The organism is Mesorhizobium sp. WSM4312 (assembly GCF_002294875.1).
Classification (GTDB): Bacteria; Pseudomonadota; Alphaproteobacteria; order Rhizobiales; family Rhizobiaceae; genus Mesorhizobium.
On record NZ_NSFU01000011.1, the window covers coordinates 233,992 to 248,673 of the forward strand.

Sequence of the window (14,682 nt, forward strand, 5' to 3'; positions counted from 1 at the left end):
GCCCGCCTCCCGGGCGTCTTGCTTCAAATCCTTGTCTTCAAGCCTCCCAGCTCGCCCATTTCTTGCCGATGAGGAAGAACAGCACGTAGATCAGGATGCCGAGTGTCGACAGGATCAGCACCACGGCGAAGAATTGCGGCATCTGGATCATCGACGAATAGGTGGTCAGCCGGTTGCCGAGGCCGAAGCCGCCGCCGACCATCTCGGCGCCGACGGCGGTGAGCAGGCCGAAAATGGCGCCGATCATCAGCCCGACCAGGATCATCGGCAGCGCCATCGGCGCGCGGATCTTCCAGAAGATCTGCAAGGTGCTGGCGCCGTAGGAACGGGCGAGCGCGATCTTGGCGCTGTCGACGCGGCGAAAGCCGGTGGCGGCATTGATCATCACCATCGGCCCGGCGGCCAACGCCACCGCGATGATGCGCGGCGTGTAGCCGAAACCGAAGCGCAGGATGAGCAGCGGCACCAGCGCCAGCATCGGCGTGGTGACCAGCAGCAATATGTAGGGCGCGACGATCTTTTCGGCGAAGGGGAACTGGGTGATGACGGCGGCCAGCACCAGCCCGACGACGGCGCCGATGGCAAAGCCGGAGACCAGCTCGACCAGCGTGTAGCCGAGATGCGGCGCGATCAGCGGGAACTCGTCGAACAGCGCATAGGCGATCGAGCTCGGCGGCGGCATGATGTAGAGCGGCACATGGAACAGCCGCAGCGCCAGTTCGATGCCGCCGATGATGACCACGGCGACGGCGATGATGGCCGCCACCTCCTTGCCCGACTTGACGCCGGGGCCGCTGGCGAACGCCGACAGATTGGTCAGGCTGACCTCCTGGCCATCGCCTGATTTGGATTTGGAGAATTCCGGGATGGCGTCGCTCACGGCCTGATCCTCACGATCTCGGCGCTGGCGCGCTCCTGTTCCGGCGCCTTCGGCCTGGCGCGCTCGCCGACAATGTCCATCTTGATCCGGTTGGTGAGGTCGAAGACTTCCTTGGTCGCCATGATCTCCAGCGAGCGCGGCCGCGCGAACGGCACGCGATACTCCTTGGCGACCTTGCCCGGCCGGGCGCTCAGCACCACCACGCGGTCCGACAGAAAGATCGCTTCCTCGATGCTGTGGGTGATGAAGACGATGGTGGTCTTGGTGTCGAGCCAGATCTCCTCGACCAGCCGGTTCATCTCCTCGCGGGTGAAACTGTCGAGCGCGCCGAACGGCTCGTCCATCAACAGCACCGAGGGCTTCAGCGCCAGCGCCCGCACGATCGCCGCGCGCTGCTGCATGCCGCCCGAAAGCTCACGCGGGAACTTGCCGCCGAAGCCGTCGAGGCCGACGCGGTTCAGCAGATGCGCGATCCAGGCGCGGTCCGGCTTCTCGCCCTTGATCTCGAAGGGAAAGCGGATGTTGGCGTCGAGATTGCGCCAGGGCAAAAGGTTGGCTTCCTGGAAGACGATGCCGATATCGGGATGCGGGCCGGTGATCTTTACGCCGTCGAGCCGGATCTCGCCGCTGGTCAGGCGGTGCAGGCCCGACATCGACCACAAGAGCGTGGTCTTGCCGCAGCCGGACGGGCCGACGATCGAGACGATTTCATTGGCTCTGACATCGAGGCTGCAGCGGTCCAGCGCCAAGAGGTCGCCTGACGCCGTGTGATAGATCTTGGTCGCTGCCTGCACGCCAAGCTTCGGCGTTGTTGTCTCGCCCGCGTTCATCCGCCCCTCGGAGATTGCGTGATGATCCAGTAGGTCATCTGCCAAAAATCAGTCTGTAACTATCCTACTTTGCTGTCAAGCGTTCGCGGTGGTAACCGTATCATGAAATTTCCGGTATTCGCCTAATATGTTGTTTTTGCCCAGTTTTCTCGGCCTTGAAATTCGTGTTGCTTTCCTACATACTCTGAAAAGGAAACGCGAGCTTATCGCCAGGCACGCAACGGTTGCAGCGCGGCCGGGCGCATGGAACGACGGCGTGCAAACATGGTAAGAGGTCAGGTCGAAACGCCAGGGAAGACCGACTTCATGACCGAAGCTGACAGCCAGCAAGAGCCTGTTGCAAGCCACGAGCCGGAGGGACGCGACATCAGGCGCATCCCCGACATCATCTCGCTGGTCAAGGATTCCTACGCGGAGTTGAGCCCGGCGGAGCGTCGCGTCGCCGATGTCGTGCTCGACGATGTCAAATACGCCGTCGACGCCTCCAATGCGGCGATTGCCGAACGCGCCGGCGTCAGCGAGCCGACGGTGACCCGCTTCTGCCGCGCCATCGGCTGCGAGGGTGTGCGCGATTTCAAGCTGAAGCTGGCGCAAAGCCTCGTCGTCGGCGCGCTCTATCTGGCCAAGCCGCCGGCCATCAGCAACGACAATGGCATGCCGTTCTGGAACGCCGTCTTCGGCGAGGCGCGCCGGGCGCTGCAGGAGGCTGAACGCCAGCTCGATCCGGGCGAGCTGCAGAAGGCGGCGGAACTCATCGCCAAGGCTCGCCAGGTCACCGTTTTCGGCCTCGGCGGCAGTTCCTCGGCGCTGGCGCAGGAGACGCAGTACCGGCTGTTTCGCTACGGCATCACCGTCAGCGCCCAGTGCGATCCCTATCTGATGCGCATGACCGCCTCGACGCTGAAGCCGGGCGACCTGGTGATCGCCATTTCGGCGACCGGGCGCACGCGCGAGGTGATCGAGGCCGTCGAACTCGCCAAGCACTACCGCGCCAACACCATCGCCGTGACCGCGCCCGACACCGATCTCGCCCGCGCTTGCGATGTCCGGCTGACGGTGGCGGTGCCCGAATATCCCGACACGCTGAAGCCGACCGCTTCGCGCTTCGCCTTCCTGGCGGCGATCGACCTCTTGGCCGTGGCCTGCGCCTACAAGCTCGACGGCTCGGCGCGCGAGACGGTCCGCCGCATCAAATACAACGCCCAGATCCACCGCACCGGCAAGGAGATGGAGCCGCTCGGAGACTAGCTCCCTTCTCCCCGTTCACGGGGAGAAGGTGCCGGCAGGCGGATGAGGGGCAGCGCCGGCTTCGACGTCCCATTCAGGTAAGGCACACGCAGGAAGAGGAACACATGCTGGAAATGGCACCGACGAAACAGGCAGCCGCATGGCTGGAATCCCTGGCGCAGGCGCTCGCAGCCGGCGATGCGACCGCGGCAAGCCATTTGTTCGTCGACGACTGCTACTGGCGCGATCTTCTGACCTTCACCTGGAACATCACGACCATGGAAGGCCGCGAGGCCATCACCGACATGCTCGAGGCGACGCTGGCGACGACCAAGCCCACCGCATGGCAGCTCGCCGGCGAGGCGACCTCGGACGAAGGCACCATCGAAGCCTGGTTCACCTTCGAGACCGCTGTGGCTTCCGGCCAAGGCATTGTTCGCCTGCGCGACGGCCGCTGCCGCACCCTGTTCACGGCGATGACCGACCTCAAGGGGTTCGAGGAGCGCAAGGGCTTGGCGCGGCCGCTCGGCGTGCGCCACAAGGCCGACCCCGAACGCGAGACCTGGTCGGAGGCGCGGGCGCGCGAGACGCGCGAACTCGGCGCCACCGAGCAGCCCTATTGCCTGGTCATCGGCGGCGGGCAGGGCGGCATCATGCTGGCCGCACGGCTGCGGCAGCTCGGCGTGCCGACCATCGTCATCGAGAAGAATGCGCGCCCGGGCGATTCCTGGCGCAACCGCTACCGCACGCTCGTGCTGCACGACCCGGTCTGGTACGACCATCTGCCCTACATTCCGTTCCCGGAGAACTGGCCGGTCTTCACGCCCAAGGACAAGATGGGCGACTGGCTGGAAATGTACACGCGCGTCATGGAGCTCAACTACTGGGTCGCCACAAAGTGCCTCAGCGCCTCCTATGACGAGGCACGGAAGGAGTGGACCGTCGTGGTCGACCGCGTCGGCCGGCAGATCGCGCTGAAGCCGAAGCATGTCGTCTTCGCCACCGGCGCCTACGGCCCGCCGCGAAAGATCGACCTGCCCGGCGCCGCGGCGTTCAAGGGCGAGCTGCTGCATTCCAGCCAGTATGCCAGCGGCGACAAATTCCGCGGCAAAAAGGTCGCCGTCATCGGCGCGGCCAGCTCAGGGCATGATGTCTGCGTCGATCTCTGGGAAAGCGGCGCCGACGTCACCATGATCCAGCGCTCGCCGACCACCGTGGTCAAGTCGGACACGCTGATGGAGGTCGGCTTCGAGATCTTCTCGGAGAGCGCGCTGGCGCGCGGCATCACCACCGAAAAGGCCGACATGATCGTCGCCTCGACGCCCTTCGCGCTGGTGCCCAAGGGCCAGCGCGCGCTCTACGAGGTGATCAAGGCCCGCGACGCCACCTTCTACGAGCGCCTCAGCGCCTCCGGCTTCGCCATCGATTTCGGCGACGACGAGACCGGCCTCCTGATGAAGGCCTATCGCACCGGGTCCGGCTACTACATCGATGTCGGGGCCTCGGACCTGATCATCGACGGCAAGATCGGCATCCGCAGCGGCGTCGCCATCAAGGCGCTGACGCCGACAGGCATCCTGTTCGAGGATGGCAGCGAGCTCGAGGCCGACGCCATCGTCGCCTGCACCGGCTACCAGTCGATGAACGAGAATGTCGCCGCGCTCGTCTCGCGCGAAGTCGCCGACAAGGTCGGGCCCTGCTGGGGCCTCGGTTCCGGCGTCAAGGGCGACCCTGGCCCCTGGCAAGGCGAATTGCGCAACATGTGGAAGCCGACGGCGCAGGAAGCGCTGTGGTTCCACGGCGGCAATCTGGCGCTGTCGCGTTTTTACTCGAAATACGTGGCGCTGCAGATCAAGGCGCGTATGGAAGGCATTGCGACGCCGGTTTACGGCAGGCCGAGCAACGCCGGGCGGTGAGGCGAAAGCATGCTTCGGTGAGAGAGGTCGACCCCCACTCCGTCGAGCTTCGCTCGACACCTCTCCCCCGGTCGGCGGGGGAGAGGAAAGGCGCGAGCTTAACCGGGCTGGCTCCCTTCCTCTCCCTCCGGAGGGGGGAGAGGTGGCGCTGCGAAGCAGCGACGGAGTGGGGGAAGCCATCGCCAACGCGCAGCCGCCACAGGACAGGCACAACCCTACCGGCCATCCCACGACGGGAGATCGGCTAATCGTGCCGGTGCCCGAAATGCCGGGCGGCAACCTCGACATGCGTATGCGCGACATGCGCCTCGAAACGCTCGGTCTCGCTGACATCGTTCACCGCCTCGTTCGGCCACCAGGTGCCGCCGATGACGATGCCTTGCGAGACCAGCCGCTGCTCGGCGACCAGCGGGGCGCCGACCGCGTCGACGAAGGTGAACCGGCCGGACAGCCGGCGAAGGACAGCGACGTCGCCGACGGTGCCGACCGCCAGCGTGCCGAGGTCCGGCCTGGCGATCGCCCGCGCCGGCGCTTGCGTCGCGGCGCGCAGCACCTCGACCAGCGGCATGCCGAGCGCCATCAGCTTCGACATGCAGACCAGAATGTCGAAGGCCGGCCCGTCGACGCAGTAGAGATGCACGTCGCTCGAGACGACGTCCGGCGCCAGCCCCTCGGCCAGCATGGCGCGCGCCACGTCGAAATCGAACGAACCCATGCCATGGCCGAGATCGAAGATGACGCCGCGCTCGCGCGCCAGCCGCATGTCGGGCCGCACCGCGCCGGACGCGAAGACCGGCGCGTTGGGGAACGGCCGGAAGCAATGGGTGAGGATATCGCCGCGGCGCAGGCGCGGCAGCACTTCCGAGCGGCCGGGCGGCGGCTCGTCAATATGCGCCATCAGCGGCAGTCCGGCCTTGTCGGCCGCCTCAAGCGCCAGATCGACCGGCGCGATGCCGCTGGTGCCGCCGGCATGCTTGCCGGAGCGGACTTTCACGCCGACGACGACATCGGCGTGCTCGCGCGCCGCGGCAACCACCTCGCGCGGCTCGCAGAGCCGCAGATCGCTGCACTCGCCGACCGACACCGACTGCGAAAAGCCGAAGATGCCGGCAAAGGAAATGTTGACATAGGCCAGGATGCGCGCCCTGGAGCGCTCCATGACATGGCGGCGGAAGCCGAGGAAGTTGCCGGCGCCCGCGCTGCCGGCATCGATGAAGGTGGTGGTGCCGCTTTTGGCGGCGAGCCGGTCGGCGTCGACGCCGAGCGAGGTGCCGCCCCAATAGACGTGGCTGTGCAGGTCGACCAGGCCGGGCGCGACGATGCAGCCGGCCGCGTCGATCACCTCATTGGCGCGATCCGCCGGGATATCGGCGTCGACCGCCGCGACCCGCCCTTTGGCGATGGCGACATCGCGCGGCGCATCGATGCCGGACGCCGGATCGATGAGCCGTCCGCCCTTCAGCAGGAGGTCGAATTGCATGAGGGGAACCTCCGGTTCGTTGCTTTGCCTTCTCAGAGACTGTTTCGAAATTCGCTCTGGCGAGTCAAATGATGATGGTTTCGCGAACCGGAGCGGAGCGGACATTTGGGTCCGCCGCTGGATGGCCGCCGGAGCAGAATTTCCAAACGGTCTCTTAGACGGGCCTGTAGGCGACCGCCTCGACCTCGATCTTGATGTCGATCATCAGCCGCGATTCGACCGTGGTGCGGGCCGGCGGATTCTTCGGGAAGTGCCTGGCGTAGACCGCGTTGAAGGCGCCGAAATCGCGCGCGTCTTCCAACCAGACGGTGGTCTTCACCACGTCGTCCAGCGTGCAACCGGCCAGGGCCAGCGCCGCCTTCACATTGGCGAGCACCTGCTCGGTCTGTTCGGTGATGCCGCCTTTGACCGCGATGCCGTCGCTGCCGACCGGAACCTGGCCCGAGACATAGACGAAGTCGCCGGCCCGCACGGCGGGCGACAGCGGCACATGGGATGTTCCAAAAGTCTGCTTGGGCAAGGGATCGCCTCCTCTGATGACGCGGCAGGGCACCAGGGTGGCGCCCACGTCCGCGCAGATTTACCGCGATCGGGGCGGTCCCGATAGGGCCCTTGTTGGAAAGCAACATTCTTCGAAATCCGTGTTGCTTTATTACAGAAGCGCTTGCATCGTGCGCACCGGCCGGGCGGCCTGCGCGCCGCCACGAGCACATGCCTGCGCCAGACCGGAGAAACCGAGAATGACCTTCGACAAGAACCCGTTTCCTTCAGGCGATGCCGACCGCCATGCGTTGTGGGAGATGCTGGTGCGGCGCGACATCGACGCCTTCATTGGCCAGGACTGGTCCATGGTCGAGCACGATTTCATCGCCGAAAGCTTCTTCGGCATGCATGCGCATTTCCTCGCCAATGCCGATGCCTGGCGGCTGCAGTTCCCGCGGCTGGAGATCTATCGCGACGAGTGGCTGCGCCAGGCCGGGGAGACGGCGGCGACCAAATTCGCCGAGCCGCTGCGCGAAGCGCTGTTTCGCGTCACCAATCTGCGCGACATCGACGTCGCCGGCGACCGCGCCGTGCTGCACAAGAAGTTCGACGGCTCCGTCGCCAAGGCGGATGGCAGCGTCGACCGGCTGAAATGGCAGACGCTGTATTTCTGCCGCAAGGTCGAAGGCAGCTGGAAGATCGCCGGCTTCGTCGGCTACATGCCGTATCCGCTGGAGACCTAGCGCTTCCGGGTGACTGGTCCCGGCCCAACGAGAACGGCGGCGCGATAGGCCGGGTTGCCGTACCAGGCCATCCGGTCGAGCTCCGCCGCCCGAACCGGAAGGTCGACGACATCCATCTTCTGTTCGAGCCGGTCTGGCTCGATCCAGGGATCGTTGAGGAAATAGACGCCGTCGCCATGGCCATGGACGAGCACCCAATGCGGGCAGGTGTGGCCCATCATCGGCGCCTGGTCGATCAGCACCAGCGCCGACAAGCCGCGATCGAGCGCCTGGCCGATTTCTTCGAGGGCAAAGGCGCGCGTCTCGACCAGCAATGACGCGGCTTCGGCCTCGCGCTTGAAACCGGCCTGCACGAAGCGCATCAGCCCGCGCCTTTCCTCCGAGCTGGCCCGGTCGAGGAAGACCGGTTCGGCGCTGCTCATGAATATTTCGACCCGCAGGCCGCGCCGGCGCGCCGCCAGCGCCAGGCCGTAGGGGTCGCAGCCGCCCGGACCGCTCGGACCGATGATGGTGGTGGCCTCGCGCCACAGTTCGACCTCCAGCGCCCGGTCCGGCAGCAAGGCCGGATCGATCCCGCCCATCGCCATGGCCAGCGCCGACGGCCCGCACGTAAAACCCGCCGTCTGCGGCCAGGATGGCGGAACCTGCCCCTGCCGGCCGGCCGGTTCGCTGCCGATCCAGCGTTGCAGGAACCCGTCGCGGCGCTGCCACTGGCCGCCGATGCGCTGCACCATATCCTCGTCGGCACGCAGGCAGAGCACGTCTTGCGCGAGCGCCTCCTTCTCCAGCGCCTCCAGCAGGCGCGGACCGTCACCAGCGATGAAGTTCGGAGCAGACCAGAACAGGGCGATGCGCATCATTGCTGCCGCCGGCCGGCGCTGGCCGACCACGATCGCCTCCGGGCGGCCCTCGCTGTAGTGCGCCACGCCGGTGACCCCGGTGATCTCCCGCAGCGCCGCCAGGCGATCGCCGGCCTCGGCCGGCACCGCAGCGATCAGGTCGGCCCAGACGGCCGCGTGTCCGGCCGTAAAGACCGTCACACTGGCCCCTTCGCCTTCAGCCGATAACACAGGCTCCTCGAAGTGTTGCATGACCCGTAAATTAGCCGGACAATGGCCGATCAGTACAGCGTGACGAAGGCCGGGAACAGCAGGCCCGTCTGCCGCAAATACTCGATCAGCTCGATGGCCGGGAAGATGGCGAGGAAATAGAGCCCGTCATGGAAGGTGCGCTTGAGTGCGCGCGTCGAGAACTGCAACTGGTCGTCGTCGCGGTAGAGCAGCGGGTTCGGCCAGAAGCGCGGCGTCGTCTTGATATAGGCGGCATAGGCCTGGCCGAACTTGCCCAGGAGATATTCGGCTTCCTTGCGCGCCGTGACGCGGAAGATGAGGAAGCTGGCCACGCCAAGCGCGGCTGCCGCCACCAGCGAACCGTAGGCCAGACCGATGCCGACTGCGCCCACCGTCGAAAAGAAATAGAGCGGATTCTGGCTCATCGAGAACGGCCCCGTCGAAACCAGCTCCTCGTTCTTCTTGCCGCCGACATAGAGGATGCTCCACAGCCTGCCGGCAACGCAGGCGAGCACCAGGCAGAAGCCGAAGAATTCGAGCGTTTCGTGACCGTTCGAGCCCTCGGCGAGCGCCGGCTTGGTGAGAAACAGCAGCAGCACCGCCAGCACCGCCGCCACGCGCACGAAGACCAGCCGCTTTCGCTGCACGAAGGCCTGTGAAACAGGCTTGAGGGACGCATAGCTCATTCGTGTCTTCCTGGGCCACGGATTACGGGTTCAGCCACTGGGGCGCGGCATTGATGGCGGATACAAGGCCGCTGCTTCTATCGGCGCAGCACGCGGCGTTCGTAAAGGCCTTTTGCGCCAATCACGGCCATCCTTACGAATTTGTATGCCCCGAGACAGGCAGCAGTGAAATCGCTTGCCTATCGTGGAGATGCCGGATCGCTTCCATCCGGCCGCAACCTCGGGACTTGGCCATGCTCTCTCCCAACAAAACCACCGGACCGGCCCAGAACAGGGTTCCGGAGGTCACGCTCGACTTCTGGCTGATCAAACTGATGGCGGTCACCATGGGCGAGACGGCCGCCGATTATCTCGCCGTCAATCTCGGGCTCGGGCTGGCCGTCACCTCGCTGATCATGACCGGCGTGCTGATCGTCGCCCTTGTCGTGCAGTTCGCGCAGAAGCGCTACATACCTTGGGCCTACTGGCTGGCGGTGGTGCTGATCAGCGTCGTCGGCACGCTGATCACAGACAACCTCGTCGACAGTTTCGGCGTGCGCCTGCAGACGACGACGATCGCCTTCTCGGTTGCGCTCGCGGCGACCTTCGCGGTCTGGTACGCAAGCGAGCGGACGCTGTCGATCCACACCATCTCCACCACGAGGCGCGAGATCTTCTACTGGCTGGCGATCCTGCTCACCTTCTCGCTCGGCACCGCCGCCGGCGATCTCGTCGCCGAGAGTTTCGACATGGGCTATCTCACGTCGGGCCTCGTGTTCGGCGGCCTCATCGCGCTGATCGCGCTTGCCTATTATCTCATCCACCTCGACGCCATCCTCGCCTTCTGGCTGGCCTATATACTGACGCGCCCGCTCGGCGCCTCCTTCGGCGATCTTCTGTCGCAGCCGGCCGAACAGGGCGGCCTCGGCTTCGGCACCACCTTCACCAGCCTGATCTTTCTGGGCTGCATCGCAGCACTGGTTCTGTACATGACGCTGAAGAAAACCGCCGACGATGCCGACGAGATCCTGCTGGAACAGGATTAGGCTTCGGCGTTTGGCGGTCCGTGCCATCCTAGGAACGGGGTCTTGCCGGTGATAGCCTGTGCCCGATATCGGCGATCAACCGGAACAGCGATGCGACTTCTTCTTGTCGAGGACGACCACAAGACTGCGGACTATATCGTCAGGGGACTGACCGAGGCCGGGCATGTCTGCGACCTCCTGCGCAACGGCCATGACGCGCTTTTCGCCGCCACCAGCGGCAACTATGACGTGATCGTCGCCGACCGCATGATCCCAGGCCTGGACGGCCTGTCGATGGTCAAAGCGGTGCGCGCGGCCGGCGTGCGCACGCCGGCGATCTTCCTCACCTCCATCGGCGGCATCGACGACCGCGTCGAGGGCCTGGAGGCCGGCGGCGACGACTATCTGGTCAAGCCCTTCGCCTTTTCCGAGCTGCTTGCCCGCATCAATGCGCTCGGACGCCGGCCGGCGGCGCTGGAGCAGAAGACGACGCTGTGGGTCGGCGACCTCGAGATGGACCTCATCATGCGGCGCGTCACGCGCCAGGGCCAGCCGATCGACCTGCAGCCGCGCGAATTCAGCCTGCTGGAGGTGCTGATGCGCGGCGAGGGCCGCGTGATCACCCGCACAATGCTTCTGGAGCGTGTCTGGGACTTTCATTTCGATCCCAAGACCAGCGTTGTCGAGACCCATATCAGCCGGCTGCGGGCCAAGGTCGACAAGCCGTTCGAGGCCCAGCTCATCCACACCATCCGCAACACCGGCTACAGCCTGCACGCGCCGCTTGCGCCATGACCGGAAGCTGGTCTCGCCTGCTGCGCAGCACACCGTTCCGGCTCGCCCTCACTTTCGCCTTCCTGTTCATGCTGGCCTTCATCCTGTCGGGCGCCATCGTCTACCAGATGATGAGCGCCGATCTGGCCGAGCAACTCGACGACTCCATCAAGGAAACCTACGCCGTCATCGCCGCGAGCCATGCCGACAATGATCCCAAGGAACTGGTCGAGACCGTCGAGAGCCACGCCACGCGCAGCCCGAAGAAGGAGCAGCTGTTTTCGCTGACCGACGCGGCCGGCAACCGGCTGGCCGGCAACTTCACCGCCGCGGGACTTCCCGACGGCTTTTCGATGTTCGGCGCCGAAATGCCCGGCCTGCCCCAGGGTGCTCAGTACCGCGCCTATTCGGGCGCGGTCGGCAACAACACCCTGACGGTCGCCATCAGCCTGTCCGAGACGGAGGAACTGGAGACGATCATGCTGATGAGCTTCGGCTGGGCGACCCTGATCGTCACCGGGCTGGCGGTCGCCGGCGGCGCCCTGCTTGCCTCGCGTGTCCAGCGCCGCCTCGACGGCATCGCCGCCACCATGGTCGATGTCTCGCATGGCCGGCTGGATACCCGCATTCCGTTGACCGGCAACGGCGACGATATCGATGTCGTCTCCAGCCAGGTCAATGCGGCGCTCGACCGCCTGTCGGCGCTGGTCGAAGGCATGAGGCAGGTCAGCGCCAACATCGCGCACGACCTGAAGACGCCGCTCAACCGGCTGCAGATGATCCTCGACAGCGCGTCGGAAAAGCACCTGTCGGGGGAGAAAGTCGCCAGTGAACTGGCCGAGGCGCATGCCGAGAGCCTGCAGATCAACGAGACGTTCGACGCGCTGCTGCGCATTGCGCAGATCGAGGCCGGCGCGCGCAAGGCGCGGTTCACCGATGTTGGCCTCGGCGAGATCCTGCAAACCATCGCCGAGATCTACTCCGAGGTGGCCGAGGATGACGGCAAGTCGCTGTCGTCGGTCGAGCTGCATCGGGCCGCCGGCCGCATCCATGGCGATCCGGAACTGTTGACGCAGATGTTCGCCAATCTGGTCGAGAACGCGCTGCGCCATTGCCCGCCCGGCACGACGATCAAGCTGTCGGTGGCGCGCGACGGCGACCATGTCCTGGCCGCAGTCGCCGACAATGGACCCGGCATTCCCCCGGACGAACGCGAAAAGGTCTTCCAGCGGCTCTACCGGCTGGATCACAGCCGCTCGACGGCGGGCAGCGGCCTTGGGATGAGCCTCGTCAGGGCCATCGCCGATCTGCACGGCGCATCAATTGCGCTTGAGGATTGCGCGCCTGGCCTCAGCGTGGTGGTGAGCTTTCCGCTGGCGACGGATTAGCCGACAAATGACCGGTGCCGGCCAACACCAGCTCGGGTTCCTCGCCCTCGTAAAGGGGGGAGAGATGGCCTACGCCACGCACACATCTTCTGTGACTGGCATGACTGATCGGCCCGAGGCTTGATTGCCACGTGGTTCTCCCAATCCGTCGCTGCTTCGCAGCGCCACCTTTCCCCCCTCCGGAGGGAAAGGAAGGGAGCTTTGCCGGACGAGCGTTGACGGCAAAAAGCTTGGCGCCTTTCCTCTACCCTGTCGATCGGGGGGTCCGAAGGACGGGCGAGACCCGTGGCTCGCCCCGGCAGTGGCTCGGCGAAGCCGAGACGGAGTGGGGGTCGACCAGCGCCGCATAAGAGAACGCATGCGCCAAGCTGCCCTGCACGCTATCGCCAAAGACCAGCCGCTTGGAAATGTGTGCCGTAGCGCCTCTGGCGGGGGCGAGGAACCCAAGCCTTGAGAGGCCCACTCACCGATCAATCCTCGTTGACAAAATAATCGATGACGAAGTCCGCTCGACACCGTCCATGGCGCCGATCTGGTCGAGCAGCGCGTCGAGGTCGCGGATCGACGGCGCGTCGACGATGACGATCATGTCGAAATTGCCGCTCACCGAATGCAGCGTCCTGACCGGCGCCAGCGCCTGCAGCGCGCGCACCACCTTGTCGGCGAGCTTGGGCGTCACGGTGAGCAGAACATGCGCCCGCACCAATCCCTGCTCATAATCCGGTGAAAGCTTGACGCCGTAGCCTGATATGATGCCGCGCTGTTCCAGCCGCTCGATCCGGCTCTGCACCGTGGTGCGCGACACGCCGAGCCGCCGCGCCAGTTCGGCGGTCGAGGCGCGTGCGTTGGAACGCAGCAGGGAAAGCAGCGCCTGTTCGGCTTCACTGAGCATTTCGACGATCTCCTTCGGCGGATCGGCTTAAGATAGGGTTCATTCTGCCAGATTTCACGCTTCCTTTCGACAAGCAAGCTGCGATGATTCCCGCCAAGTAAATCAAGACTGGCAGGGGTATTTGACCATGAACAACATCGTTATCGTCGGCGCCGGCAAGATCGGCTCGACCATCGCCGGGATGCTCGCCGCGACCGGCGACTACCGCGTCACCCTCGTCGACCGCTCGGCGGCGCAGCTCGCCGCGGCCGAAGTCCCCGCCGGCGTCGAGACGCTCGAACTCGATATCGCCGCGGCCGGCGCCCTGGAAGCCGCACTCGCCGGCAAGTTCGCGGTGCTGAGCGCCGCCCCCTTCCATCTCACCACGCGCATCGCCGAGGCGGCGGCAAGTGCGGGCGTGCATTACCTCGACCTCACCGAGGATGTTGTCTCGACCCGCCGCGTCAAGGAACTGGCGCGTTCGGGCAAGAGCGCCTTCATCCCGCAATGCGGCCTGGCGCCGGGCTTCATCTCGATCGTCGCCAATGATCTGGCCAGCCGCTTCGACACGCTGGAAAGCGTGCGCATGCGCGTCGGCGCGCTGCCGCAATACCCGTCCAATGCGCTGAACTACAACCTGACCTGGAGCACCGACGGCGTCATCAACGAATATTGCGAGCCCTGCGAGGCGATCGTCGAGGGCGAGCTGATCGAAGTGCCGCCGCTCGAAGAGCGCGAGGAATTCTCGCTCGACGGCGTCACCTACGAGGCGTTCAACACGTCGGGCGGGCTCGGCACCTTGGCCGAGACGCTGAAGGGCAAGGTGCGCACGCTGAACTACCGCACCATCCGCTATCCCGGCCACGCCGCCATCATGAAGGCGCTGCTCAACGATCTCGGCCTGCGCCACCGCCGCGACGTGCTGAAGGACATTTTTGAAAGCGCGCTGCCGGCGACGCTGCAGGACGTCGTCATCGTCTTCGTCACCGTCTCCGGTCGCCGCAACGGCCGCCTGCTGCAGGAAACCTACGCCAACAAGATCTATTCGCAGCGCGTCGGCACCCAGCTGCGCAGCGCCATCCAGATCACCACCGCGTCCGGCATCTGTGCCGTGCTCGACATGCTGGCCGACGGCAGCCTGCCGGCGACCGGCTTCGTCAAGCAGGAAGACATCGCGCTGGATGCTTTTCTGGCCAACCGCTTCGGCCGGGCCTATGCCCAGCATGAGATGGTGAGCCGGCTGGCGGGGTGAGGAGCCTGGATAGGTTCGCGCCTTTCCTCTCTCCCGTCGATCAGGGGAGAGGTGTCGAGCGAAGCTCGACGGAGTGGG

The 14,682-nt window shown here is 65.6% G+C and carries 14 protein-coding genes; 7 read left to right on the forward strand and 7 right to left on the reverse strand.

The annotated features are described in order from the left end of the window. Window positions 1-37 precede the first annotated feature (37 nt). Window positions 38-880, reverse strand: coding sequence for an ABC transporter permease (locus CK228_RS20480; RefSeq protein WP_095788999.1), 843 nt, complete (start codon window positions 878-880; stop codon window positions 38-40). Further along, entirely contained in the window at window positions 877-1,710 is an 834-nt protein-coding gene (locus tag CK228_RS20485) for an ABC transporter ATP-binding protein (protein WP_095789000.1), read from the reverse strand. Before CK228_RS20485 ends, CK228_RS20480 begins: the two co-directional genes overlap by 4 nt. Window positions 1,711-2,016: 306 nt before the next feature. On the opposite strand from CK228_RS20485, the gene CK228_RS20490 reads away from it, so the two are divergent. Both CK228_RS20490 and CK228_RS20495 read left to right on the forward strand, forming a co-directional pair. After that, window positions 2,017-2,958 (forward strand): MurR/RpiR family transcriptional regulator, encoded by a 942-nt coding sequence (locus tag CK228_RS20490; protein WP_095789001.1) that lies wholly within the window; start codon window positions 2,017-2,019, stop codon window positions 2,956-2,958. Window positions 2,959-3,062: 104 nt separating this feature from the next. Next, window positions 3,063-4,853, forward strand: a complete 1,791-nt coding sequence (locus CK228_RS20495) for an NAD(P)/FAD-dependent oxidoreductase (RefSeq protein WP_095789002.1) — start codon at window positions 3,063-3,065, stop codon at window positions 4,851-4,853. Window positions 4,854-5,097: 244 nt separating this feature from the next. On the opposite strand, the gene CK228_RS20500 is transcribed toward CK228_RS20495, so the two are convergent. Continuing rightward, on the reverse strand, window positions 5,098-6,333 hold the full coding sequence (locus CK228_RS20500) for an amidohydrolase/deacetylase family metallohydrolase (RefSeq protein ID WP_095789003.1): 1,236 nt from the start codon (window positions 6,331-6,333) through the stop codon (window positions 5,098-5,100). A 154-nt stretch (window positions 6,334-6,487) separates the two neighbouring features. Next, window positions 6,488-6,853 (reverse strand): RidA family protein, encoded by a 366-nt coding sequence (locus CK228_RS20505; RefSeq protein WP_095789051.1) that lies wholly within the window; start codon window positions 6,851-6,853, stop codon window positions 6,488-6,490. 220 nt (window positions 6,854-7,073) lie between these two features. Between CK228_RS20505 and CK228_RS20510 the strand changes: the two genes are divergently transcribed. Beyond that, window positions 7,074-7,559: a hypothetical protein gene (locus tag CK228_RS20510; protein ID WP_095789004.1), complete on the forward strand. Its 486-nt coding sequence runs from the start codon at window positions 7,074-7,076 to the stop codon at window positions 7,557-7,559. On the opposite strand, the gene CK228_RS20515 is transcribed toward CK228_RS20510, so the two are convergent. Both CK228_RS20515 and CK228_RS20520 read right to left on the reverse strand, forming a co-directional pair. Next, window positions 7,556-8,599, reverse strand: coding sequence for a peptidase C39 family protein (locus CK228_RS20515; protein ID WP_245438078.1), 1,044 nt, complete (start codon window positions 8,597-8,599; stop codon window positions 7,556-7,558). The genes CK228_RS20510 and CK228_RS20515 overlap by 4 nt on opposite strands. Window positions 8,600-8,679: 80 nt before the next feature. Further along, entirely contained in the window at window positions 8,680-9,315 is a 636-nt protein-coding gene (locus CK228_RS20520) for an isoprenylcysteine carboxylmethyltransferase family protein (protein WP_095789006.1), read from the reverse strand. 233 nt (window positions 9,316-9,548) lie between these two features. On the opposite strand from CK228_RS20520, the gene CK228_RS20525 reads away from it, so the two are divergent. The 3 genes from CK228_RS20525 to CK228_RS20535 all read left to right on the forward strand — a co-directional run bounded on the left by CK228_RS20525 (window position 9,549) and on the right by CK228_RS20535 (window position 12,481). Continuing rightward, entirely contained in the window at window positions 9,549-10,340 is a 792-nt protein-coding gene (locus CK228_RS20525) for a hypothetical protein (RefSeq protein WP_095789007.1), read from the forward strand. Window positions 10,341-10,430: 90 nt separating this feature from the next. Beyond that, window positions 10,431-11,114, forward strand: coding sequence for a winged helix-turn-helix domain-containing protein (locus CK228_RS20530; RefSeq protein ID WP_095789008.1), 684 nt, complete (start codon window positions 10,431-10,433; stop codon window positions 11,112-11,114). Further along, window positions 11,111-12,481: an ATP-binding protein gene (locus CK228_RS20535; RefSeq protein WP_095789009.1), complete on the forward strand. Its 1,371-nt coding sequence runs from the start codon at window positions 11,111-11,113 to the stop codon at window positions 12,479-12,481. Before CK228_RS20530 ends, CK228_RS20535 begins: the two co-directional genes overlap by 4 nt. A gap of 463 nt (window positions 12,482-12,944) precedes the next feature. On the opposite strand, the gene CK228_RS20540 is transcribed toward CK228_RS20535, so the two are convergent. Further along, window positions 12,945-13,373: an Lrp/AsnC family transcriptional regulator gene (locus tag CK228_RS20540; protein ID WP_095789010.1), complete on the reverse strand. Its 429-nt coding sequence runs from the start codon at window positions 13,371-13,373 to the stop codon at window positions 12,945-12,947. A gap of 127 nt (window positions 13,374-13,500) precedes the next feature. Between CK228_RS20540 and CK228_RS20545 the strand changes: the two genes are divergently transcribed. Beyond that, complete coding sequence (locus CK228_RS20545; protein ID WP_095789011.1) at window positions 13,501-14,604, forward strand: saccharopine dehydrogenase family protein; 1,104 nt, start codon at window positions 13,501-13,503, stop codon at window positions 14,602-14,604. Window positions 14,605-14,682: the final 78 nt, after the last annotated feature.